Annotated in this window: 20 protein-coding genes; 9 read left to right on the forward strand and 11 right to left on the reverse strand. The window is 69.3% G+C overall.

From position 1 onward, the window contains the following. Positions 1 to 173 precede the first annotated feature (173 nt). From ACIRPX_RS28995 to ACIRPX_RS29015, 5 genes are read right to left on the reverse strand one after another with little or no spacing between them, the layout of a single operon-like run. Positions 174 to 1,223, reverse strand: coding sequence for a histidinol-phosphate transaminase (locus ACIRPX_RS28995; RefSeq protein WP_404200664.1), 1,050 nt, complete (start codon positions 1,221 to 1,223; stop codon positions 174 to 176). A gap of 3 nt (positions 1,224 to 1,226) precedes the next feature. Next, positions 1,227 to 2,246, reverse strand: coding sequence for a 3-oxoacyl-ACP synthase III family protein (locus tag ACIRPX_RS29000; RefSeq protein WP_404200666.1), 1,020 nt, complete (start codon positions 2,244 to 2,246; stop codon positions 1,227 to 1,229). Further along, the gene (locus ACIRPX_RS29005) at positions 2,243 to 2,896 is read right to left on the reverse strand and encodes an SRPBCC family protein (protein WP_404200668.1); all 654 of its coding nucleotides are present in this window, start codon (positions 2,894 to 2,896) and stop codon (positions 2,243 to 2,245) included. Before ACIRPX_RS29005 ends, ACIRPX_RS29000 begins: the two co-directional genes overlap by 4 nt. Continuing rightward, on the reverse strand, positions 2,868 to 4,640 hold the full coding sequence (locus ACIRPX_RS29010; protein ID WP_404200670.1) for a thiamine pyrophosphate-binding protein: 1,773 nt from the start codon (positions 4,638 to 4,640) through the stop codon (positions 2,868 to 2,870). The genes ACIRPX_RS29005 and ACIRPX_RS29010 overlap by 29 nt, the downstream gene beginning before the upstream one ends. Next, complete coding sequence (locus ACIRPX_RS29015; protein WP_404200672.1) at positions 4,637 to 5,659, reverse strand: GlxA family transcriptional regulator; 1,023 nt, start codon at positions 5,657 to 5,659, stop codon at positions 4,637 to 4,639. The genes ACIRPX_RS29010 and ACIRPX_RS29015 overlap by 4 nt, the downstream gene beginning before the upstream one ends. A 509-nt stretch (positions 5,660 to 6,168) precedes the next feature. On the opposite strand from ACIRPX_RS29015, the gene ACIRPX_RS29020 reads away from it, so the two are divergent. Together ACIRPX_RS29020 and ACIRPX_RS29025 are read left to right on the forward strand one after the other, a co-directional pair. Then, positions 6,169 to 6,738: a PRC-barrel domain-containing protein gene (locus ACIRPX_RS29020; RefSeq protein WP_404200674.1), complete on the forward strand. Its 570-nt coding sequence runs from the start codon at positions 6,169 to 6,171 to the stop codon at positions 6,736 to 6,738. Between the two features lie 5 nt (positions 6,739 to 6,743). After that, on the forward strand, positions 6,744 to 7,184 hold the full coding sequence (locus tag ACIRPX_RS29025) for a PRC-barrel domain-containing protein (protein WP_404200676.1): 441 nt from the start codon (positions 6,744 to 6,746) through the stop codon (positions 7,182 to 7,184). A 162-nt stretch (positions 7,185 to 7,346) separates the two neighbouring features. Here ACIRPX_RS29025 and ACIRPX_RS29030 read toward each other — a convergent pair whose 3' ends face one another. Then, the gene (locus ACIRPX_RS29030; RefSeq protein WP_404200740.1) at positions 7,347 to 7,811 is read right to left on the reverse strand and encodes a Uma2 family endonuclease; all 465 of its coding nucleotides are present in this window, start codon (positions 7,809 to 7,811) and stop codon (positions 7,347 to 7,349) included. A 473-nt stretch (positions 7,812 to 8,284) separates the two neighbouring features. Between ACIRPX_RS29030 and ACIRPX_RS29035 the strand changes: the two genes are divergently transcribed. Continuing rightward, a complete protein-coding gene (locus tag ACIRPX_RS29035) occupies positions 8,285 to 8,845 on the forward strand; it encodes a SigE family RNA polymerase sigma factor (RefSeq protein WP_404200678.1) in 561 nt (186 codons plus the stop codon). After that, positions 8,842 to 10,077 carry a WD40 repeat domain-containing protein gene (locus ACIRPX_RS29040; protein WP_404200680.1) on the forward strand — a complete coding sequence of 412 codons (1,236 nt, stop codon included), beginning with the start codon at positions 8,842 to 8,844 and terminating at the stop codon, positions 10,075 to 10,077. Before ACIRPX_RS29035 ends, ACIRPX_RS29040 begins: the two co-directional genes overlap by 4 nt. A gap of 201 nt (positions 10,078 to 10,278) precedes the next feature. On the opposite strand, the gene ACIRPX_RS29045 is transcribed toward ACIRPX_RS29040, so the two are convergent. The 3 genes from ACIRPX_RS29045 to ACIRPX_RS29055 all read right to left on the reverse strand — a co-directional run bounded on the left by ACIRPX_RS29045 (position 10,279) and on the right by ACIRPX_RS29055 (position 14,557). After that, positions 10,279 to 12,114, reverse strand: a complete 1,836-nt coding sequence (locus tag ACIRPX_RS29045; RefSeq protein ID WP_404200682.1) for a glycoside hydrolase family 15 protein — start codon at positions 12,112 to 12,114, stop codon at positions 10,279 to 10,281. 430 nt (positions 12,115 to 12,544) lie between these two features. Next, on the reverse strand, positions 12,545 to 13,237 hold the full coding sequence (locus tag ACIRPX_RS29050; protein WP_404200684.1) for an alpha/beta hydrolase: 693 nt from the start codon (positions 13,235 to 13,237) through the stop codon (positions 12,545 to 12,547). A 354-nt stretch (positions 13,238 to 13,591) separates the two neighbouring features. Next, entirely contained in the window at positions 13,592 to 14,557 is a 966-nt protein-coding gene (locus ACIRPX_RS29055; protein WP_404200686.1) for a zinc-binding alcohol dehydrogenase family protein, read from the reverse strand. A gap of 466 nt (positions 14,558 to 15,023) precedes the next feature. On the opposite strand from ACIRPX_RS29055, the gene ACIRPX_RS29060 reads away from it, so the two are divergent. Together ACIRPX_RS29060 and ACIRPX_RS29065 are read left to right on the forward strand one after the other, a co-directional pair. After that, complete coding sequence (locus ACIRPX_RS29060) at positions 15,024 to 15,392, forward strand: cupin domain-containing protein (protein WP_404200688.1); 369 nt, start codon at positions 15,024 to 15,026, stop codon at positions 15,390 to 15,392. Between the two features lie 248 nt (positions 15,393 to 15,640). Further along, positions 15,641 to 16,414 (forward strand): hypothetical protein, encoded by a 774-nt coding sequence (locus ACIRPX_RS29065; RefSeq protein WP_404200690.1) that lies wholly within the window; start codon positions 15,641 to 15,643, stop codon positions 16,412 to 16,414. Between the two features lie 935 nt (positions 16,415 to 17,349). Here the strand turns inward: ACIRPX_RS29065 and ACIRPX_RS29070 are convergent. Beyond that, positions 17,350 to 18,459: an FAD-dependent oxidoreductase gene (locus tag ACIRPX_RS29070; protein WP_404200692.1), complete on the reverse strand. Its 1,110-nt coding sequence runs from the start codon at positions 18,457 to 18,459 to the stop codon at positions 17,350 to 17,352. 126 nt (positions 18,460 to 18,585) lie between these two features. Here ACIRPX_RS29070 and ACIRPX_RS29075 point away from each other — a divergent pair, with 126 nt between their 5' ends. Next, complete coding sequence (locus ACIRPX_RS29075) at positions 18,586 to 19,179, forward strand: TetR/AcrR family transcriptional regulator (protein WP_404200694.1); 594 nt, start codon at positions 18,586 to 18,588, stop codon at positions 19,177 to 19,179. A gap of 336 nt (positions 19,180 to 19,515) precedes the next feature. Here the strand turns inward: ACIRPX_RS29075 and ACIRPX_RS29080 are convergent, their stop codons facing one another. Further along, on the reverse strand, positions 19,516 to 20,439 hold the full coding sequence (locus ACIRPX_RS29080) for an AraC family transcriptional regulator (protein WP_404200696.1): 924 nt from the start codon (positions 20,437 to 20,439) through the stop codon (positions 19,516 to 19,518). Positions 20,440 to 21,133: 694 nt separating this feature from the next. Between ACIRPX_RS29080 and ACIRPX_RS29085 the strand changes: the two genes are divergently transcribed. Together ACIRPX_RS29085 and ACIRPX_RS29090 are read left to right on the forward strand one after the other, a co-directional pair. Then, positions 21,134 to 21,259 (forward strand): hypothetical protein, encoded by a 126-nt coding sequence (locus tag ACIRPX_RS29085; RefSeq protein WP_404200698.1) that lies wholly within the window; start codon positions 21,134 to 21,136, stop codon positions 21,257 to 21,259. Between the two features lie 460 nt (positions 21,260 to 21,719). Beyond that, entirely contained in the window at positions 21,720 to 22,706 is a 987-nt protein-coding gene (locus ACIRPX_RS29090; protein ID WP_404200700.1) for a zinc-dependent alcohol dehydrogenase family protein, read from the forward strand. Positions 22,707 to 23,318 lie beyond the last annotated feature (612 nt).

The raw sequence follows: 23,318 nt of genomic DNA on the forward strand, positions 1-23,318 counted from the left end.
GAGGGGAGCACCCATGTCGATACTGTGTTCACGGGTACCACCTCTTCCATCGCTCGCACGGCCTCCGGAAAGGTAGCAGTGGCCACCGCGGCCCGGCCAACGGTTTTTCGCCGAGGCCTCGCGGCCGGATGCCGCATCGCGACCTCTGTCCTGTAGGTGGCGGAGGCTCGCTGTCACGACATCTGCCGGCTCCTCCCTCGCACCGGCCGCCGATGGTACGCGCCGGAAGCCGTGACGTGCGCCAATGCGGCGAGTACGGCGTCGTTGGCCTCCCGGCTGCCGATGGTGAGCCGCAGTCCCTCGCCGGGGTAGTGGCGAGCGTGGATGCGGGCAGCGGTGAGGGCCGCGGCCGCATCGTCGACCGGATCGGGGGCGGCGAGCCAGACGGAGTTGGCGTGGCCCGGGCGTATGTGCCAGCCGTGCTGGAGGAGTCGGTCGTGGAGCCGGTCGCGTTCGGCGATGACGGTGTCCACGCGTCGGCGCAGTTCGCCGGTGGCGCGGAGCGAGGCCTCCACTGCCGCCGTCGCCACCGCGTTGATCCCGAAGGGCAGTTGTTGCCGGCGGATTCGTGCCACCAGGTCGGGGGTGCCGAGTCCGTAGCCGATCCGCAGCGCGGCCAGGCCGTACGCCTTGGAGAAGGTGCGCAGGACCAGAAGGTTGGGGTGGTCACCCAAGAGGGTCAGGGCATTCGGCAGCTCGGCGTCACGCGCGAACTCGACGTATGCCTCGTCGAGGAGCACGACGACGTGTGGCGGAACCTGACGCAAGAACGCCGACAGCGCGTCGGCGGTGACCAGGGTTCCCGTGGGGTTGTGCGGATTGCACAGCACCACGACGCGGGTGCGGTGGTCGAGCGCCGCGAGCAAGGCGTTCAAGTCCTGGCTTCCGTCCGCGGTCAGGGGCACGGGGTCGGCGCCGGCGCCGACCATGTCGGCGAGGAGCGGGTATGCGTCGAAGGTGCGCCAGGCGTAGGCCACCGTGTCGCCGGGCCCGGCCACGGATTGCAGCAACTGCAGGGCCACGCCCACCGATCCGCTGCCGATCACGACGTGGTCGGGGCTCACCTGGCACCATGCGGCGACCCGCTCGGTGAGGTCGTCGGGGTAGAACTGCGGATAGCGGTGAGCCTGGGCGACGGCACGTCGCATCGCCTTGCGGACCGACGGCAGCGGGGGGTACGGGCTCTCGTTCAGGGCCAGTTGGTGCAGCGCGGGGAGGTTCATGCGTCAGCCTCGCCCGCCGCGCCAGCGGACCGCCGCGGCGCCCGCGAAGTCGCCCGCGTGGGCGAATCCCCCGAGGACCACCAAGTCGCCGTCCCGCACCTGCTGTGAGCGGATCGCGCGGTCGAGGGTGATCGGGATCGCCGCTCCGAACAGATTCCCGCACTCGTCGAAGGTGTTCAGATGCCGTTCGGCGGGCAGTTGCAGCGCTTCCCGCCAATTCCGCAGGAAGGTGCGGTTGGGCTGGTTGGTGATGAGGACGTTGATGTCGGTGGTCGCCACGCCGAGCCGTCCGCACAGATCTGTGACCACCTCCGGTACGAGGCGGTTGCCGCGTGCCAGGACCTTGGCGACGCTGGCGTCGGTGAACCCGATGCGCAGCTGGGACTCTCCCGGCTCCCAGTACTTGCGGCCGTCGTCGAGCGCCACGGTCATGTCCCCGGCGTAGGCACCGATGTGCCGGGTCTCCACGTCGAGCACCGGGCTGTCGGCCGATGTCGTCACGTAGCCCACACCGCAACCGTCGCCCGGGATCGCGGCCTGGGCCAGCCGGCGCACCTCGGACTGCGTGAACCACTGGCCCGCGGCGCTCTGCGCATTGCAGATCAGCGCGGTCTTCGCGTCGGTGGTGCTCAGGATCTGCCGCGCCAGCTTCAGCATGTACACGAAGGACGCGCAGCCCGAGTTGGCCACGTCGACGAGCCACTCCGGACGCAGGCCCAGCCGGCGTGCCACCTCGGTGCCGGCGCCCACGAAGGGCAGGTCCGGCAGCTGGCTGTGCACCAGCAGTACGTCCACGCTCCGGATCTCGTCCGTGCCGTGCCGTTCGATCAGGGCCTGCACGGCGCGCTCGACCATGTCGGCGTTGGTCTCGTCCGGTGCCACGTGGTGCCGTAACGGGGGGACCTTGAACATGGGGTGGCTGCGCAGCTTGTCCTCGGCTCCGGGGTACTCGGTGTAGAAGTCGGCGGGGACCGGCTCGCCGGGCAGGTAGCTTGCGACGTCGGTGAGGCTGACCGTGGTCACCGGGCCACCGCCTTCACCGGAGCCACGCTGACGGGCAGGCCGTTGCGGTGGCGGTGTTCCAGGATCGCCTTGAGGTTGTTCATCTCCACGGTGTGCCCCGCGTAGAAGAGGTCCCAGTAGTCGCCCACCCAGGGGCGGTCGGGTCGCGGGCTCCGGTCGGGGTGCGGGTTGTTGTCGTAGTAGGGGTGGCGGCAGTTGGTCCAGGTGATGACCGATCCCGGCTTGTCGAGCACCAGGCGCGCCGGTACGACGCGCATCAGGTAGATCATCCACAGCTTCTCGCCCTGGTCCCAGGAGCAGTGGTAGTCCACGGTCATGGCTTCGGGATGCGCGACCACCTTGCAGTAGATCCTGGTGTCGTCCTCGAGCCGATCGAAACCGGCCCACAGTCCCGGTGTGCCGGTGGGGGCGAAGTCCCGCAGGCTGCAGGTCCACTCCTCCAGGTGGTGGCCCTGGCGCAGGTAGTCGTACGCCTGCTCCGGGGGGCAGTCGACGTACTCGTGGATGGTGCAGTACTGCCCGTAGACCTGGTGGTGGGGGTAGACGGCATGGGTGAGTTCCATGCAGTGCGCCGTCAGCTCCTCCTTGCCGGGATTCTCGATCCGTACCAGGCCGGGGATGTCAGCCAACGTGGACGATGCCTCGGTCATCGGAGCTCTCCTTGCGGTCGGTGGCTTCGGAGCCTTTGGTGGGTTCGTTGAAGGACTGAAAGGGCTGGAAGGGAGGGATCTCGGCCGGGTCGCAGTCGACCGCGACGAACGCCGGGCCGCCACCCGCGTTGCTGAGCAGCAGGGCACGGCGCAGGTGCGCGGCGTGTTCGGCGGCCGTGACCTCCAGGGACGGGAAGGCCGCGGCCATGCCGGCGGCGAGGTCGGTGCGGGAGAAGCGGTCGTCGCCGCGGACGCCGCCCTGGAGGTACTCCTCGCGCACCGCGCACATGGCATGGGCCTGGTTGTTGAAGACGACGAAGGTCACGGGTGCGGCGTACTCCACGGCCGTGTGCACTTCCATCCCGTGCATGAAGAACGACCCGTCTCCGGCGAGCACGTAGGCGCGTCGGCCGGTGGCCAGCGCGGCTCCGATGGCGGCACCGAAGGTGTAGCCCATTCCTCCCATGCCGACCGCCAGCACGAAGCGGCCGTGCCGCGGCGCCGGGAGGAGATGGACCGCGCTGGCCCCCGCGTTGCCGGCGTCCACGAAGACGTGCGCGTCGTGCGGGAGCGCGGCCCGCACAGCGCCAACCGCCTGAGCGTAGGGGATGGTTCGGCCCGGGGCGTGAGGTTGCGGGCTCGTCACGACCGTGGGGAGTGGACCGGCGTGCTGCGGGCAAGGGCGTGGTCGCAGCGGGAGCCGGCCGGTCACCGAGCGCAGCGCGTCCGGCAGACGTCCGATCAGCGCGGTGCCAGGCACGAACGGTGGTTCGGGACCGAGACATACGACGTCGGCGGCGGTCAGCGCCCGTTCAAGACCTCCGCGTGCCAGGAGCGGCAGCCGGGTGCCGACCAGCAGGCACACGTCGGCCCGCCGCAGACAGTCCTCGACGTTGGCGTGGCCCATCACCCCGGCTACGCCCGCGAATCGGGGATCACTGTTGTCGAAGACGTCCTTGGCGTCGGGGGTGACGGCGACCCAGGCCCCCAAGCGCCGTGCCAGTTCGGTCAGTTCGGCTCGTGTGTCGGTGGCGGCGACCTCGTCTCCGGCGATGACGAGGACGCGGTCGGCCCGATGAAGGATGTCCGCCACGGTGATGACGGCGTCGGTGTCGAGCCGCGCCGCCGGGGCCGTCGCCGCCGGCACCGACGCCGGCCGTGCCGCGCCACGGCCGGGCACCGGTATCCGTGCCTGCTGCACGTCCTTGGGCAGCAGCAGGACCGCCGGTCCTCGCGGAGCGGCCTGCGCCGCGGCTACCGCCCGGGGCAGCAACTCCGTGATCGAGTCCGCGTCATCGACTCGTGCGCAGAACCGGGAGACAGGTGTGAAGACCTCCAGGGCGTCGAAGGAGCCCGCCGTACCGCTGGTGTCCTGGAACGCTCCATGGCCCTCCTGTCCGGTCGGCGGCTGGCCCACCAGGGCCAGCACGGGAACCCGGGAGGCGTACGCCTCGGCCAGTCCGGGCAGGAGGTTCATGGCACCACCGCCCGAGGTGGCGGCAACGACACCGAGGCGCCTGGTGGTACGGGCGCATCCGTCGGCCATCGTGACGGCGGAGAACTCGTGTTTGGCGACGACACCACGGATGGCGTCGGCGCGGTGAACGGCGTCGTACAGGTCCTCGATGTTCGCGCCGCCGACCCCGAACACGTGGGTGACTCCGGCCCGGGCGAGCTCGCCGGCCAGGTAGTCGACCACGCGTACCGTTCCGGTCTCGGGTAAGTCCCCGGTCGTTGACGTCATGCGGGGCTCCTGTTCGTCTCGTGGTGCGGGTCGATGAAGCCGGATGGCGAGATGAGCTGAAAGCGGTGCCGGTATTCCTTCGGGGTGAGTCCCAGGGTTCGCCCGAAGGAGCGGAAGAAGGTCTCGGGGGCGCCGAATCCGCAGCGGCGCGCTATCTGACTGATCGTCAGATCAGTGGTCTCCAGCAGTTCCCGGGCGCGGGCGATCCGCGTCCGCTCGATGTACTGGCCGGGGGTGGTGCCCGCCTCGCGCCGGAAAACCCGGGAGAAGTTGCGGAGGCTCATGTTGGCTCGCCGGGCGATCTCGGCGACGGGTAAGGGGTTGTGCAGGTTCTCGAGGATCCACTCCTGAGCGGCCCGGATCGGCGGATGGTCGGCCAGCTGGGCGTCGAGGACGGCGCTGAACTGCGCCTGCCCTCCGTGCCGCTTGAGGAACAGCACCAGGAAACGCGCCGTCTGCAGCGCGAGCGCCGCACCGTGATCGGCCTCCACCAGTGCCAGCGCCATGTCGATCCCCGTCGACACGCCCGCGGAGGTCACGAAGGGGCCGTCCCACACGAAAATCGGTTCGGCGTCCACCATCACATCGGGGTAGCGGTGGGCCAACGCCTCGCTGTAGGCCCAGTGCGTGGTCGCACGTCTTCCGTCGAGGAGGCCGGCTTCAGCGAGCAGGAAGGATCCGCCGCACACGGAGGCGACCCTGCGGGACCGGGCCGCCGCCTGACGGATCCAGGAGACCAGCGCCCCGTCCTGAAGCGCGCTGTTGAGGCTCCATCCGCCCGGCACGAGAAGCGTGTCGATCGGCCCCTCCCCCGCCTCCAGCGGACCGGCCTCTAGCGTCATTCCGGAACTCATCCGCACCAGTGGCGCATCGGCGGAGACGTAGTCGATCCGATAGGGGGCTCCCGCCGGGGCGAGGAACCGGTTGGCGGTATCGAACACTTCAATGGGTCCGGTGATGTCCAGAGCCATTGCGCCCGCGTACACCACCACCACAACACGTCGCTCAAACACGGTCACAGCCTGTATCGACGTTGGGACTGGCTGCAATGACAGATCATTGACGTATCCGGCCAACGGGCGCCGAGCGCCTACGGAAAAGCACTGCTGACCTGCGGTTCGACCCGTGAGCGGACCGCCATGGGTGAGGCAGCTCACAGGTCGCCGACCGCGCTGAAGGCCCGCTCCCCTCGCCGGACCACGGGCTGCGGCCGAGCAGGTTGCGCCGCCGGTTCGAGCGAACGCCCCACACGGACACACTCACCGCACGCGCCGGGCGTGCGCCGTGCCGTCGAGGCCGTAGGCCACCGCTCCATGCCGCGCATATCCGGGCCGAAGCAGGGAACTCGGGACTCAAGGAGGGAGACCGGGAGTAAAAGGGGCACAGCCATGGAATGGTGGATCTGGCTCATCATCGCCCTCGCGGTCGTCGCGGCCGGCACCGCTTCCCTCATGTCCCTGCAGGCACGCCGCCGCTCCGGCGGCGTCATAGCACAGGGCCGTCGGCCTCCTCGGCGAGGAGGACAGCCATGAGCGTCTACATACGAGCCGGCGAGATCATCAAGAAGCCGGTGGTGACGCTGGCAGGAGAAGACATCGGGCAGGTCAAGGACATCGTCTTCGACGCTCCCACGGGCAGCATCCGCTGCTTCACCCTGGCCGGCCGTGGACTGCTCTCGGGTCCCCTGCACCGCGCCGTCCTGTGGAGGAACGTCCACGCCCTGGGGCCGCAGGCGGTCATGGTGCGTGACGAGTCCGCGCTGGAGGAGGACGATGCGGCCGCCCGGTCGCGTCCGGACGATCCGGGCGGGGCCAACGTGCTGGGCGTAGAGCTCACCACCCGAGGCGGGACACGGCTGGGCACCGTCACCGACGCCGTCGTCGAGACCGGCCGGACTCCGGCGGTGGCGGGCTACGAGATCGAAACCGCGGAACAGCGCCAGATCCTGCTGCCGGTGGCCGGCCCCATCACCGTCTCCCGGGACCGGATGCTCGTACCGGACGCCACCGCCGAGCACAGCGCGGGCGACCTGGGAAGTTTCGGCACCGCTGCGGACAGTCTGCGCGACCGGCTCCGGCACCAGGCGCGGGAGGACTGACCACGATGCTGTTCAACAAGGCCCAGGGCCAAGCCGTCGTGGACCTCACGTCGGCCGAAACCGTCGGCACGGTCACCGCGTGCACGGTCGCGCCGTCCCCCGCCCGCATCGCGGGGCTGCGACTCAAGACCCGAGGTCTCGGGCACCACACCCTGGAATGGGCGAACGTCCACGCATTCGGCCCGGACGCGGTCGCCGTCGAAGAGGCCGGCCGGCTCCGGGACGAGCGCACCATCGAGCCCGCCGACCCGGCCCACGCGACGCACGACCCCATCGGCAAGACGGTGCTGACAGAGACGGGGAGCGGTATGGGCACCGTGACCGACATCGAGTTCGACGAGGAATCGGGCCAGGTCCGTCACCTCTTGACGGACGAGGAGCAGATTCCCGGCGGGGCGCTCCTGGGAGTCGGCAGCTACGCGGTCGTCGTCACCGCACCGGAGTGACTCCGCGGAGCCCGCATCCACAGCGCCACGTCCGCGCCGTCCGCCTCATCCCGTCATCCCGTCCTCGTCCCGTCCGCATCCAGCCCACCGATCGCCGGACGCCTCGGCTTCTCCCGGAGCAGAAGCCACGGCCGGCGCGTGCCACGCTGTCGGCGGCCGGAGTCAGGGCACGAGGACGTCGAGATCGATGTCGAGCGGGAAGGGTACGGAGATCTTCAACCGCCCTCGGTGGATGCCGGTGGGCACGTAAGAACTCGTCATGGAGTCGAGTTCGTACGTATGGACGACCGGGGCCCCTGCCTCGTCCTCGACACGCCAGAAGTGCGCGGTCTTGGCCTGCCCGTACTTGAAGGGCTTCAGGGAGCGGTCCCGGTCCGCCGACTCTTCCGAGACGACCTCGACGACCAGGCTGACGTCTTCGGGGGCATACCACGTGCGGTCGGGGTCGTAGGCGGTGGTGGAGATCAGGGCTCCGTCGATGAGTTCCGTGTGCCGCGGGGCCTGGGGGAGATGGTCGAGGTCGTCTGCCTCCCAGCCGCTCGGCCTGGGCGGAGTCAGCCAGTCGGGGAGATCGGCGGTCACCGCTTCCTCCAGACATCTTCGGCGGGGGGCACGACCCTGGGGCATGTCCACGGCCACGCAACTTGGTGACAGCCAAGTTGAGATCGTCGCATGACAACCCGCTTTCCAAGGTCACCAGCGAGCCGACGATCACGCCCTGGTGCTCCCGGCGGGCGAGGGGCAGGAGAGCGGCAGGAGAGCGTCGGGCGGGAACGAAGGGCCGCGCGTACGCCGCGCGCAGTCGCCGAGGCGAGGTTCCGCCGACACTTCGCCCACCCTCACACGGACGGCCAGGACCGCTGCCACACGGCCTCGGCGTCCCGCAGCTCGGTCCGGAGTGCCTCTCCCCCGCTGCCGAGCGGCGCGCTCACGCTCCTCAACGGCTTCCCAGGTACCGGTGGCCGTGCTGCCGCGGACGGCAGCGGTGCGCGGCCGGGAAGTTTTTCGTACGGGACACGCATAGTGGCGGCAAGCTGCACGCGTCATAGGGGACGGAGAGTGCGGGCACGGGGTCCGCCTTGGGGAAAGCGATGGTGAGGATGGACGCCGAAGCGCAGGACCGCTTCCGGGAGTTCGTGGAGCACCGTTCGTCCGCGCTGCTCAAGACGGCGGTACTGCTGAGCGGCGGCGACCGGCACACCGCTGAGGATCTGCTCCAGAACGCGCTCATCAAGGCGGCCGGTCGCTGGCACCGGATCGACGAACCGGAGGCGTACGTACGGCAGATCCTCTACCGACAGCAGATCAGTCGCTGGCGGCTGAAGTGGCCCAGACGTGAACTGAGCGTCGCCGAACCGCCGGAGGCCAGGGCGGGGCCGGACAGCTCTTCCGAAGCCGACCTCCGCCTGCTGATGCGCGGTGCGCTGGCCCGACTCAGCGCCCGCCAGCGCACCGTGCTGGTGTTGCGCTACTTCGAGGATCTGCCCGAGGCCGACGTGGCCCGGATTCTCGGCTGTTCGGTCGGCACCGTACGGTCCACGACCCACCGCTCGCTCGCCCGGCTGCGCACACTCGCGCCCGAACTCACCGCGCTCGGCCGAGCCGACGCCGCGTACTCGTCGTCTGCCCGTGACCACTCGTCCGTGGAGGTACGCCCGTGAACGTCGAGGAACTGGTGCGCGACTCCCTGCGGGAGCTTGCCGCCGAGGAGTCCGCCACAGGGCCCGGGTTCGCCGACCGGGTGCTGGCCGCGGGCCGGCGCCGCCGCGCCCGCAGGCTTGCCTCTGCCGCCGCCGCGACGGCCGCCGTGGTCGCCATCGCCGTGGGGGTACCGCTGCTGGCCCCGGGGAGGGACGGCGCGCGTCCGTCGAGTGTGCTGCCGCAGGACGGGATCGACGCGCACCCCGACCAGTCCCCGCCGCGCGACATGATCGGTGCCGGGAACGTGGTGCTCGCGGCGTACTCCACGGTGAGGAGTGTGCCGCGGAGCGGGACGCAGGGGACCAGGGTGCGGACGTACTCGCTGCTCGACCCGAAGACGGGCACGTACAGGAAGGACACCCGCTGGTCCTTCGTCGCCGTCGCCCCGGGGCTGAAGACCGCCGCCGTGCTGGAGCAGAGCCTGCCCGTTCATCGGATCGGCCTGCTCGATCTTGCGACGGGCAAGGTCGGGCGATGGATCCCTGTCGCCCACGGGGTCGGCGGCCTGGCGTTCTCCCACGACGGGCGCCGACTCGTGGCGACGACGTACGCCACGAATCCCGATGCGCTCGTCAAGGAGAAGGTGCGATACAAGGACCAGGAGAAGTGGACGTGGATGTCACCGTTCGGCAAGTCCAGCAGGACCGGCTTCTACGACCTCGACGTGGCATCCGGCCGTGGCTCTTGGACCGCGGTCGCCCCTGACCGGAGTGTCAACGCCCGCCAGGACTTCTCCTTCAGCCGCACCGGCGAGCTGGTGTACGCGCATGTCGTCGGCAGCAGGGACGGCATGCAGCAGTTCTACGACCACAAGGGCGACAAGGTCACCGCCCCGGCGAACGAGAAGTACCTACGGACGGACGTAGAGGCGCGCCTGTCCCCCAACGGCAGGCTGGCCGCCCTCGGCCTGTCCAAGGAAGTCGCCGGTCACCCGGGCAAGTCGTACTCCTCCATCTGTGATCCTCGGACGGGCAAGGAGATCACCAAGGTCCGCGGCGGACACCTGCTCGCCTGGGTCGACGACAAGCGGCTCATCGCCTGGGAGCGGGTCACGAGTCTGGACGAGACGTACCGGCCGCAGCTGGTGCTGGTCACGATCGGCAGCGACAAGGCCGTTCCACTGAGCGGCGTCAGCGAGCAGAACTCCGAAGGAGGGCTGGAATGGCAGCCCGTCCTCGCGGATGAGCGTTGATCACGTCCCAGACGGTCGTGTACGGCTGATCGGCGTCCGGCATGGCCCTCTGCACGATGGTGACCACTTCACGTCTGGCGTCCGGCGGCGCGCCCGCGCCTCGGTCGTGCCGACCCTGGCCGGTCTTCATGTGCCATGCTCCGCCCGATGACGGCTCATGGCCGTTCGCCGATGGGGTCGGGTCCGGCAGGGCCGAGTGCTTCAGCCGAGGGCCCGGTCCAGGTTGTACGCCGCGCTGATCAGGGAGAGGTGCGTGAACGCCTGGGGGAAGTTCCCCTGTTGCTCGCCGGTGAGGCCGATCTCCTCGGCGTACAGGCCCAGATGGTTGGCGTAGGTGAGCATCTTCTCGAACGCCAGGCGCGCCTCGTCGAGTCGGCAGGCCCGGGTCAGTGCCTCGACGTACCAGAACGAGCAGATGGAGAAGGTGCCCTCGTCACCGACGAGGCCGTCGGGGCTGACTGCGGGGTCGTAGCGGTAGACCAAGGAGTCGGAGACCAGTTCCTCGATGAGCGCGTCCAGGGTGGACAGCCATTTGGGATCCGTAGGGGCGATGAACTTGGCGAGCGGCATCATCAGCAGCGACGCGTCCAAGACGTCTGCACCCTCGTACTGGACGAACGCAGATCTACGCTCGGACCAGCCTCGGTCCATGATCCTCCGGTACATGGCGTCGCGGGACTGCCGCCAGTGCGGCAAGTCGGCGGGGAGCCCCCGCCGCACGGCCAGCCGGATGGCTCGCTCGACTGCCACCCAGCACATCAGCCGGGAGTAGAGGAAGGTGCGGCGGCCGCCGCGGGTCTCCCACACGCCTTCATCGGGCTGGTCCCAGTGCTCGCACACCCAGGTGACCAGGTGGCACACGTCGTCCCATTGCCCGCTGGAGATGGGCTCGGCCCACTTGTCGTAGAGATAGATGGAGTCGATCAGCGCACCGTAGATGTCCAGCTGAAGCTGATCGGCAGCGGCATTGCCCACCCGAACCGGTGCGGAACCGAGATGCCCCTCCAAGTGCCGCAGCTCGTGTTCGGGCAGCTCCGTGCGACCGTCGATGCCGTACATGATCTGCAGTGGTGCGGAGCCGCCGCAGCCGGGACTGATATGCGTGGTGAGGAACCGCATGAAGGCCTCGGCCTCACCGGTGAAGCCGAGGCGGAGCAGCGCGTACACGGCGAAGGCGGCATCACGCACCCACACGTAGCGGTAGTCCCAGTTGCGCCCTCCGCCCAGCCTCTCGGGCAGGCTGGTGGTGGGAGCGGCAACGATGGCGCCGGTGGGCTCGTAGGTGAGGAGCTTGAGCGTGAGCGCGGAACGATGCACCATCTCCCGCCAGCGGCCTCGGTAGCGGGACTGGTGCAACCAACGCCGCCAGTAGTCCACCGTGGCCTTCAGCTGATGCTCGGCCTCCGCGTGGGCGCAGCCGCGCGGAGTGATGACGTCGTCCACCTGGTCGAGGGCGAACACCGCGCACTCGCCCTCGCTGAGCTTGAACTCGGCGCGCGTGTCCCGTCCCACGCATTCCATGGCGACGGTGGCAGTGAGCGCGAGCGACTGGCCTGCCGACTCGAACAGAACGAAATCGCCTACGGTTCGCACGGTGTGGGCAGCGGCGCCGTAGTCGAAGCGGGGAGCGATCAGTGCGCGGAAGGGGACCGTGCCGCGGACGCACACAACCCGCCGGATGAGCCGGTGTCGATGCGCCGCACCGGGAGTCTCGGCGTCGACGGGCATGAAGTCCTGCACCTCGCCGACCCCGTCCTCGGTGAAGAACCGCGTGATCAGCACGTTGGTGTCGGGAAAGTAGAACTGCTTCGTACGTGCTCGTACGGCGGCGGCCAGCTCGAAGCGGCCACCGCGTTCGGCGTCCAGGATCGCGGCGAAGACGCTTGGTGCGTCGAAGGACGGACTGCAGTACCAGTCGATGGTGCCGTTGCTGCCGACCAGGGCCACGCTGCGCAGATCACCGATGAGTCCGTGTTCACAGATCGGCAGGTAGCGCGAGTCCTGGGGCGAGCCCGCGGGGAACGGAGTTTCGGCCATGGCCGACCTCCCGGTACGTGGTGCGCGGTGTTACCACCCTACGGGCGAGCGGCGCGGGCCACACGCTCAGCGCTCCCTTCCGCTGGCGACGCCGTCCCCGGAAACGGTCATCGCACCGCGTCCCCGTCCTCGCGATTCGAGGCCGCAAGGATGAGATCTTTGCCGTTGGCGGCGCAGAGGCGTTCCGGCGTGACGCGGCGGTCTGCCTATCCGGCGGTCCGGCGGTCCGGCGGTCCGGCGGTCCGGCGGTCCGGCATTGCAGGGGGCCGAGGTCCTGGGAGGCGTAGAGAGACGACGAGTGCGTGGCGGCTCGGCGAACTCGCCCCGGTGCTGTTGAAGGGACCGCCCATCCGGCAGGTGCTGTTTGCCGACGCCGGGTTCGTCGTCGGCAAACAGCACCTGAACAGCGGTGGGAGCCGCTTCGTCAGGCTCAGTCCAGAACGGCGACGGCGATCGTCTCGGCCAGCTCGGCAGGCATCGACAGGAAGGCCGAGTGCCCCGAGGGCAGCTGATAGGACTGGCCGGACCGGGCTGCCATCCCCTGCTGGAAGTCCAGCGGGAGAGCGTTGTCCAGCTCGCAGACGATGTAGCGGGATTCCACGTCCTTCCATGCCGTGGCGGTCAGCGGTTCGCTGAAGGACTTGATGCTCTGCGGCACGAGCCGTTCCGCGGCCCAGGCCGCGTCCTCGTCCGTCGCACCGTTGTAGAAGGACTCACGGTGCTCGGGGTTCCAGGGCAGGGTGCCGGTGTCGCCGGTCGGAAGGGCGCCGCCCGCCTGGCCTGCCAGTGAGTCGCCCTCTTCGAGCTGGAACGCCGCCAGGTAGATCAGCCGGGAAACGTTGTCTGCTCCGGCGGCCGCTTCCGTGGCGGGAATTCCGCCGTAGGAGTGTGCGACGACGGCCACAGGCCCGGAGATCCCGGCCAGCTTCTCGCGGATCACCGCGGCGTCGTCGTACATACCTGCCGTGTGCTCGGCCGCGGCGGAAGCGCTGGGAAGATCCACCGTCGCGACATCCCATCCTCGCGACTCCAGCTCCGGAACGAGCTTGTCCCAGCACCAGGCACCGTGCCAGGCTCCGTGAACCAGCAGGATGGTGGGCTGACTGTTGCGGTCAGCAGGCATGCGTCGTCCCCTCGGGTCATTATTCCCTGATGAATTCCATGAATGCCCGAAAGGGTCTGCGGCAGCCGTCGTCCGGCAGAGGCCACGGAGCATATGCTACGCCCACGGCAGTGCGGCACCCTTTCAGCACGGACCACGGTAGACGGCCGTATCGGCACGGAGAATGCTCAGGAGTCCGCAATATGTGCGCGAACGTTCTGGATCAGCGACGAGGAATACATTCGATGCGGCGGCATTCCCACGCCAACTGAATGACGGCTTCCTGGGCCAGGTTTTCAGGAACCATCGAGTGATGGCGGTGACAGGGCCACCGGGTACGACGACGGCACGATCATCCTCACGCCGAAGTGATCCTCACGCCGATGTGATCCGCACGACCGACTTGCCCGCTCCCGGAGCCGTCTGCCCGGCGATCATCTCCGGCACGTCCTGGAAGTCGTACACATGGCCCACCGATGTGCGGATGGCTCCCCTGTCCGTCAGATCCGCGAGGCGGTCCCACACGGCTGCCTCCGCCGCCGTGTCCTTCGGAGTGGCAAGGACCCCCACTGCCGAGTAGTTGCGCATCAGCATGTCCATCGCGTCGAGCGCTACAGGTTCTCCGCTCGCCAGACCGATGAGCACCAAGCGTCCGTCACGGGCGATCGCCTGCAGCGCCGCGAGCGCCGTCCCGCCGCCCACAGGGTCGAAGATGACATCTGCCCCACGGCCACCGGTGAGCTCCCCGACGCGTGTGGGCAGGTCTTCGGAGCGGTGATTCACCCCATGGTCAGCGCCATGACGGATGCAGAAGTCCAGCTTCTCCCGGCTCCCGGCGACAGCGATCACCGTCGCTCCCAGCGCCTTGCCGAGCTGCACCGCGGCCCCGCCACTGCTGCCGGCGGCGCCGAGCACCAGCAGCACCTGGCCGGCGTTCACGGGTGCGCGGTCGATCAGCCCGGCGTATGCCGTGCGGAAAGCGATCGGGAAGCCACCGGCCTCCTGGAGGGTCATCCTCGCCGGGATTCTGATGGTCGATTCCTCGCGCAGGTACGTGTACTCGGCATAGCCGCCCCACCCGTCGAGAAACCCGGTGATGCCGGTCACTTGATCGCCGACGGTGAACCGCGAGCCCGGCGGCACCGCCACCACCTCCCCCGCGGCCTCCTCACCGAGGCCGAAGGGCGGCTCCCCCAGCAGCGGGAAATGACCCGCGGCCATCATTGCGTCCGGATATCCCGCCCCGGCCGTGCTCACGCGGACCAGCACCTGCCCCGGTCCAGGCTCGGGCCAGGTCATCTGCTGGAGTTCGATGGATTCTGCCGGTGCACCGAACTTCACCAGTCGCCATGCTCGCCCGGAAAACACTCTGCGATCATCTCCCTTGATTATCCTGCCCGTGCCAGCCAATCATCCTGCCTATATCAGCATCACACGGCGCCAGCACCTTCTTCACCGATCGTTGGGGCAAATTAGATTTTCTGGACGCGTCAACATGAAATTCGGAGCGGCAAGCATGAAAGATCCCGGTCGGGGCGCCGTAGAGCAGTACCTGTTCCAGCCTCAGAGCGGGGGGCAGCCCGCCGACCGGGGTTGGGTGGACGGATGGGAGATCATCCCCGTGCGCGAGCCGGAAACCGGGCTGGTGGTGGCCGTGGCCGCCGGCGAGGACGCGCTTCCGGCGTTCTCGATGGGACTGCCACTTCCTCGGCCAGGCCCGCATCGAGTTCACGGCGCCGCAGACCGACACCAGGCTGGAGACGCCCGACCGGCGCGAGGAGGCCACCGCGGCGCGCCATCGCCCTGCGTGTCCCGCTCAACCGACCTCCTTGCCCGCGACACCGACCCGGGACCGGTGTTCGTGCCCGGAACAGACCTGGCCGACGGCGAGTTGGGACGGGAGCTGCTACGCCATATCAGCAGCGGCGACAGCCTGGAGATCTGGCGACTGCGTATGCCCGCCGGGACGCGCCTGGACGGCGTACCGCACGCCACTCGCACCGTCGAGCACCTGCTGGTCTCCGTCGGCATGCTCATCGCAGGTCCGGCCGACAACCCCACCGAGCTGCGTTCGGGCGACCTGCTCGCCTTCGCGGGCGACGCCCCGCACGTCTATCGCACGGATGCGGAGGCAGCCGATGTCACCGTCGTCATCGCGTCCCCCACCACCGGTTGAATGGCGTCTCGCGCCCGCATCCGTCTGCACCCCGACGGCAGGACGCGTGGGGGCGCCCCGGGTCGTCGTGCCCTCACGGACCGCTGCTCCGCAGGCCGCTCGAGGACGCGTGGCCGAGCCGGCCGGCAGCCGCAGGATTTCGGTGTCTCGATCGCGAGGGTTGTCACTGCCGTCGGTTCGTCAGGATGACCAAGGAGTGCACGTGTGTTGGACCTTGCCTGTGGCGTTCGGTCCGTGAGACTCGTGGCATGAGTGAGGAGAAGGCTTCCGGGGACTACCGGGAGAGGGCCGGACACGTCGTGCTGTTGGCCGTCGTCGTCGCCGTCCCGGCGCTCAAGCTGGCCTGGACGCTCGGCGGCGGGGACTCGGCCAGGGACGCCCTGATCGCCATGGGGCCGGGCAACTGGGCCGACATCCTGATCGGCATGTTCCTCAACGAGGCGCTGTTGGCCACGGTGCTGGCCGTGACCGTCTCGCGCGCCAGCTACGCCCACTTCGCGGCCAGGGGCGGCGCCCTCAGACATCGGGACACCCCCATGGCGGTCACCGCGGCCACTGCCGCCGTGGTTCCGCTCGCCCTGGGGGTGGTGGTCGGCGCGTTCAACGGCCTGGGCTGGGGCCTGGCCACCGGCCTGGCCTCCTACGTAGTGCGGGTGGGGGTCATGGTCGAGTACAGAACGGGCCGCCGTGAGTACACTACGGGCCGCCGCACCGGCAAGCCGGCGGAGACCGTCCCTCAGCGTGGCGCCGACGCCTTGTGGATCGCCGGGCTGCTGCTCGGCGGCATCGTCCTGCCCGCCGTGGCGATCATCGCCGCCCTGGACGGGCACTCGTGGACTAGTGTCGAGACGTGCGACGTGAACACCGGCAGCGGAACCCACCGCGCCCGCCTGGTGGAACTGGCCCGGCAGGGCAACGGCATCGTCGGCTGGGACCTGGCCGACTCGGAGGTCGTCCACGGCGTCAACTGCGCCGCCGACGCAAACGAGACCATCCGACCTCCGTGGTGGCGAGACGCCTGACAGCAACTCATCGGGCTCCGGCCGGGACGCCGACGAACAGGGGGGTTCCAATGAGACTTCGGGCATCGCTCGGCGCTCGGCGCTCGGCGCTCGGCGCTCGGCGCTCGGCGCTCGGCGCTCGGCGCTCGGCGCTCGGCGCTCGGCGACACAGACTGGCGCTACCGCCCGGGGTGTTGATGCGAATCGCCCGGACGTGGGTTCTCCTAATTCGTCGTGAAGACGGTCGACCTGCGAGTAAGGATGGGGAGGGATGCGCGACTTGGGCCCCACCGGTCCGGTCGGGCAGACGCGGCGTGGGAGGGCGACCTACGGCAGGTCGACGTACGCGGTCGGTCTACGGCGGGTCGGCGTAGACGGTCGGTCTACGGCGGGTCATACGCAGGCGAGAGCTGGTGGTGGCGCAGCACGGGCCGGGCGGAGGTGCTCCGGCCGGCGCGGAACGATGTCGCGCTGAAGCGCCGGCTCGGCGCAGTACCGGGCATCGCGGACGAGAGCTCGCATCACGGGTCCTCCCGCTCCATGCGGTGTCCGACGGCCGGCCAGCAGCAGGCGGTCGACGGCCTCGGGATCCGCTGTCTACCTATCACCGCCGCCCTTCATCTCAGGCGACATCGAGCAGTGCAGCGCATGGTCGACCCGCGGCAGTGCCGTGGGATGCACCGTTCGACTCACCGACCCGTCCCACTCAAGCGCCCGCGGCGTCACGAGTCCAGCAAGACCACCGCGGACATCCGGCAAGCTGCCTCACGGCTGCACTGGAGGAGAACCACGGCAAAGATCGGCGTCGGCACCATCGGAGCCAGCCACAACAGATGGGCAGCAATGGCTCAGGTGCCCCGGCCGTCCTCGACGCAGGAAAGGCCGACTGCAGCGAATGGCCCCTGGGGGCCGACCGGGGCGGGTGCGGCCGCGGTGGCGAGGGCGATGGAGTCGGCTCAGGAGGCCGCTGCGGGAACGAGGTGGTCGAGTCCCTGTGCACTGCCCGACGCGGCTTCGATCGAGCGCGGCAGCATGACGCTCTCGTAGGCGCGAACGGCGCCGTCGACGCTGGATTCGGTGACGAGGGCGTGGGCGAGGTCGGAGCCGTCGAGCATGGCGAGATTGGCGCCCAGCCCGACCGGGGGCATCAGGTGCGCGGCATCGCCGAGCAGCGTGACGCCGGGAACGTGCTCCCAGGTGTGCGGGGCGGGCAGGACGAACAGGGACCGGTTGATGAACCCGCTGTCACCGTTGCTCACAATGTAGCGCAGGCTCTCGTCCCAGCCGTCGAACACCCTCAGCAGGTGCGTCCGCACGGCTCGCTGGTCACCGAGGTCGACACCGGCTGCCACGTGCCAGTCCTCCGGCGCACGGAGGGCGATGTAGGCGCGGATGTGGCCGTTGCTGTTGCGCTGGGCTACCAGGGACCTGCCGGCACCCTTCGCCAGCAGCGATCCGTTGCCGACCAGCCGCGCGAGGTCGGGGTGGCGGGTGTCGCAGTGGTCGAATCCGGTCTCGACGAAGGTGACGCCGGTGTAACGGGGTGCGGCACGCGACAGGGCCGGGCGGACGCGCGACCAGGCGCCGTCGGCGCCGACCACCAGGTCGAAGTCCTCGGCGGTGCCGTCACCGAAGAGCAGCCGGCAGCCGCCGTCCGCGAGCGGGGCGGCTTCGGTGACGGCGCGGTCCCACCGCACCGTGCCCTCGGTGAGCGAGTCCAGCAACAGGCTGCGCAGTTGGCCGCGGTCGATCTCCGGCCGGCCGCCGTCGGCGGTCGGCCCCTGATGCGCCAGGAGGGAGGCGTCGGCGAAGTCGAGTACACGCCACTCCTCTCCTTCGGGGCGGGCGAGGGCTTGGAATCGGTCGAGGAGTCCCGCCGCGCGCAGGGCGGCCTGACCGGTGTCGGCATGCAGGTCGAGGGTGCCGCCCTGCGGGCGGGCGTCCGCGGATGCCTCGCGTTCGAAGACGGTGACGGAGCGGCCGTGTTGCTGCAGAACTCGGGCGCAGGTGAGGCCGCCGAGACCGGCGCCGACAATCGCGATGCGGGGATCACGGGCAGGGTTCATGGAAGGTGTCCCTCTGGTGGTGGGTGAGCTGCCGGAGGTGCCCGGCTGCACCAAGAAAGCACACTCACCAAATAAGTGCAACGACTCAACTTTCATAGTGACTGCGCACTGCGCTAGGGTGGGTGCGTGACCGAACCGACCGGGCGCCGCGAGCGCAAGAAGGCCCAGACCCGCCAGTCCCTGGCCGACGCCGCACTCGAACTCTTCCTCGACCGCGGCTACGACCGGGTCGGCGTCAAGGACATCGCCGACGCCGCCGACGTCTCGGTGACCACCCTGTTCAAGCACTTCTCCGGCAAGGAGGCCCTGGTCTTCGATCAGGACGACGACTTGGAAGCGGCGCTGGTCGCCGCCGTGCGCGACCGCACCCCCGGCCAGTCGATCCCGCAGGCGCTGCGCGAGCACATCCTGCGGAGACAGACTCAGTTCGCCGTCCATGCCACGGACCCGCGGTTCGCCGACTTCACTCGCATGGTGCAGGACACCCCAGCGCTGCGCGACTACGCCCACCGCATGTGGACGCGCCATGAAACGGCCCTCGCGCGGGCCATCGCCGAGGCTGTCGGCGCCCCCGAGGACGACATCAGCTGCGCCGCCCTGGCTCGTTTCGCCCTGGAGTCCCGCGGCCTCATCCTGCGGCACGCCGAGCCGCACCGCGCCGCCGACGAGGCCTTCGCCTTGCTCGAGCACGGCTGGGCGGCCTCCCACCCCGGCGGCTGATCCGGCCTGCGCGGGGCTGTTGCGTGCGCAGAACTCTGGTCTACGTGACTCCCCGGTCTACGTGACTCCCTGGGATGCGTGACTCTCCGGGGGCGTGGACGCGACGCGCGCGCCCTCACAGGTTCAACCTCAGCAACTCCGCTGCCACGCAGGCCGTCTGATACGGCATCTCGCCATCCGAAGCCTCTCAACGGCACTGCCCTGCCCAGCAGGTGACGGGCCCTCACGGGCAGACGCCAACGCCCCCAAGACGCACCCGGCAAGGATCGTGCAGGTGCAGCGACAACCGCAGACAGCGGCCCCGCGCGATTTCCCACCGCCTCGGTGCGCACCGGGTCAGTGGAGCCGGGCCTGCCTGCGATATCGGCCGGGAGCCTGTCCGATCACGCGCTTGAAAGCGTGGCTGAAGGCGCTTTCCGAGCCGTATCCGTATTGCCCTGCGATCGAGGCGATCGTGCGGTTTCCGGTGCGGAGTTCGCGCGCCGCAGAGCGGATTCGCCAGGTGGCAAGGTACTCAAGGGGAGGCGTGCCGACAAGATCGCTGAAGCGTGCCGCGAAGTGGGAACGTGACATTCCTGATTTGGTCGCGAGTTCGGCCACCGTCCACGGGTGGGCGGGATGCTCGTGCATGAGGGAGAGCGCCGTGCCGACGGCGGGATCGGCCAGGGCGGTCAGCCATGCCCGGCCTGTGGAGCCCCGGGCCGCGACGTAGCTGCGGAGCACTTGGACGAGAACGATGTGAGCCAGCCGTTCGACGATCAGGGCGCTGCCGATCTCAGGGGCAGCGGTCTCCTGGCGCAGCATGTCCAGCGCGGTGCGGATGGCACCCGCCTCACCCCTGTCGGCCGCAATGTGCACCAGTGGCGGCAGCACGTCCAGGAGTACGGCCGCGTTCGCGGTGTCGAGGTGGAATCCGCAGCCGACAACGACGCCCTCCGGGACACCTTCCGAGGGACCGACACGGACACTGCTGCCTTCGACGAAGCCCTTGAAGACCTCGCTGCTCGGCTGGGCAGGAACCGCGGGGTCGCTGGAGAGCCGGTACGGCCGGCCGTTGCCGAGCAGATAGCAGTCGCCCTTGACGGCCCGGACAGGAGGAGCGCCTTCGGTCTCCACCCAGCACTCGCCTTCGAGAACGGCGCCCAGCTTGATGTGCTGGTATCCGGCGAAAGAGATCGCCCATGCGCCTACCGCTTCCAGCCGCGCGAAATTCGCGCTGCGCATGTCCAGAAGGGCGAGTACATCGTTAAGGGGATCCATCGGTTCTCTTATCAACGTGCGGCAGCGCCTCGGTGAGGAAGCTTCGATCCAAGTGAGCAGTGGCGATGAGCCAGGATATGCCAGTAGCGACTCCCGGTGATCCGAAGCAGGATATGTGAGTTACCCGCCTCGCTGCCTAAGAGTTGCGACAGGCGTGGCGGATCGGTGGAAAACACAACCCGATGGCATAATGCCCGAATTCTGACGTGGAAGGTTCTGGCGGGCAATGTGCCAGGCTCCACCATCGGTGCGCCATCGTCCTCGATCACCGGCCCGGAGCCGCACACCGTCTGAGGCCCCGCACCGACGGAAGCGCCCTCAGGGGCGCAACCGCGAACAGACGGCCCGTGCCCACTCATGACAATCGAGTGCGTGGAGTGCACAGGGACCGCGGAACGCGACCAGGTGCCCGCCCACCGGGTTCGACGTCCAGTCGACGGAGTTCCGCCATGTCCGTCCCGCCTCCCCCTTCTCGTCATCGACGGCGAACCGCGGGTGGAGGTCGACGGCAAGGCTGACCTCGTCCACGAGCAGCCGCCTGGCGCGTCGGAGCCCTCACCAGCCTGGGCAATCCGAAGGTCGCCGTCTGCTTCACCAGTGTCTTCGCAGCGATCCTGCCCGCCGACCCTCGGCTGGGGACAGCGAATCGCAGCCGGCCTCACCCTCATCGTCGTGGCGGCCGTTGTGGTTCCCGGTGGTGGCCCGTGTCTTCTCCCTGCCCAAGATCGCTGCGGGATACCGTCGGGCACGCCGCCACATCGACGGCGTCACCGGAGTGCTCCTCGCGGGACTGGCCGTCCGCATCGGCCTCGAAGGCTGACTCCCCCGCCAGGGATGAAGTGCCACCGCCACGTCACCCGGCCGCATGAGGAGACACCTCTTCGAGGCTTCGGTGCTCCAGCGGCAGCCGCCACCGGAGCACCCGCATGAGTTGTGCAGAGCCCTCGCAGACCACTCCCCCCACACTCCCCTCCTCCCTGCGCAGCCCCGCCCTCGAGGCGTCCCGTTGCGTCCGCCGACGGCCTGTTCCCGATGCAGTCGGCCACGACCAACTCCTGGCACCCCCTGGTACGGCCCCGGCGTGACGGCGATTGCACCTCAGCGGACTTCATCCATGCAGGTCACCGCCCCCGCCCCGCAGGCTCGGAGGGGTGCGCGGTTCCTGGTTGACGCTTCACTTGCCCTCCTTAATCGAACGTACTAGTCTGTCTGATTAAGGGGACCGGCCACGCCGGACCTACCGAAACCCGCTTCAACCACGCACATCCGAAGGTGACACCATGCGTGCAGTAGTCCTGGAAGAGTTCGGCGCCCCCATGGCGCTGAAGGAGATCGACAAGCCCGTGGCCGGTCCCGGCCAGGTACTGGTCCGGATCGAGGCGAGCGGCGTCAACCCGCTCGACATCAAGATCGCCGCCGGGCAGGCGGCGCATGCCAAGCGGACGCCCCCTGCGGTGCTCGGCCTGGACATGGCCGGCGTGGTGGAGCAGGTCGGCCTGGGCGTCAGCGAGTTCGCACCGGGCGACGAGGTCTACGGAATGACCGGCGGTGTCGGCGACCTGCAGGGCTCACTCGCTCAGTACGCGGCCGTCGACGCCCGCCTGCTGGCACACAAGCCGAAGTCGCTGGACATGCGCGAGACCGCCGCGCTTCCTCTGGTGACGATCACGGCGTGGGAGGGACTCGTCGACAGGGCACAGGTGAACTCCCGCCACAAGGTCCTGATACACGGCGGCGCCGGCGGTGTCGGCCACGTGGGTATCCAGCTGGCACGCGCGCGTGGCGCCGAGGTCTTCGCGACCGACGCACCGCACCGCCTCAAGGTCGTCGAGGCGCTCGGAGCGACCGCGATCGACTACACCACCGAGACCCCGGACCAGTACGTCGCCCGCCTCACCGACGGTGAAGGCTTCGACGTCGTCTACGACACCGTCGGCGGCCCGGTCCTCGACGCGTCCTTCGCCATCGCCCGGACCTACACCGGGCATGTACTGAGCTCCCTGGGCTGGGGAACCCACAGCATCGCTCCCCTGTCCTTCCGGGGCGCGACCTACTCCGGCGTGTTCACCCTGGCTCCCATGCTGACCGGCCGCGGCCGCGAGCACCACGGCGAGATCCTGCGCAACATCGCCGGCCTGGCCGACATGGGCAAGCTGAAGCCGATCCTGGACCCCCGCCACTTCTCCCTCGCCGACACCACGGCCGCGCACACCGCCGTGGCCGACGGCAGCGCCACGGGCAAGATCGTCGTCAGTATCGACCACTAGCAGTGGTTTGCTGGAGCGGGAAGTAGTGATCAAGAGGTCTGCCGCTGCCGACAGTGTTGATCACTTCTTGGAGTGCTGTGGGCGGGGCCTTGGTCGACCATGCCCGCCAGTAGCGTTACAACGTGGCCCAGGGCGTCAGCCAGCCACGGACGGCCCGGAGTGCCTTGGGTCAGCACGCCGGTTGGGGCTGCTGTGACCTGGGTGCCCCCTCTCTGGCCCTTCTGGCAGTGCGTCAGGGCTGGTCGGCTGGAAGGGGTGAGGGCGTGGGTGGGGCGAACCGGGTGTTCCTGCAGAAGCTCAACGCGCGGTTCACGAGGGGCCGGTGGCGTCGGACGGCGGCATCGGAACGGACCTGGAAGTCGGCCCAGCCGAGTCCGTCCGTGCCCTGTGTGGCTCTGGTCGGCCCAGTGCCGCAGCCGATGGATCCGCAGGATCTCGGCGAAGGTGGCGGGCGGGTAGGGCGATGCGGAGGCGCGCGGCTAGTGCTGTGACCGGGCGGGGCAGGTCGCGGGCCAGGGACCAGGTCGCCTTGGCCGGCAGGGTGGCAGGGTCGGCGGTGGCTGCCACCCGGTGGAGATTCCCGTCCGGACCCCACCAGCCCAGCCCGGCCTC

Source organism: Streptomyces sp. NPDC101225, assembly GCF_044767585.1.
Taxonomy (GTDB): Bacteria; Actinomycetota; Actinomycetes; order Streptomycetales; family Streptomycetaceae; genus Streptomyces.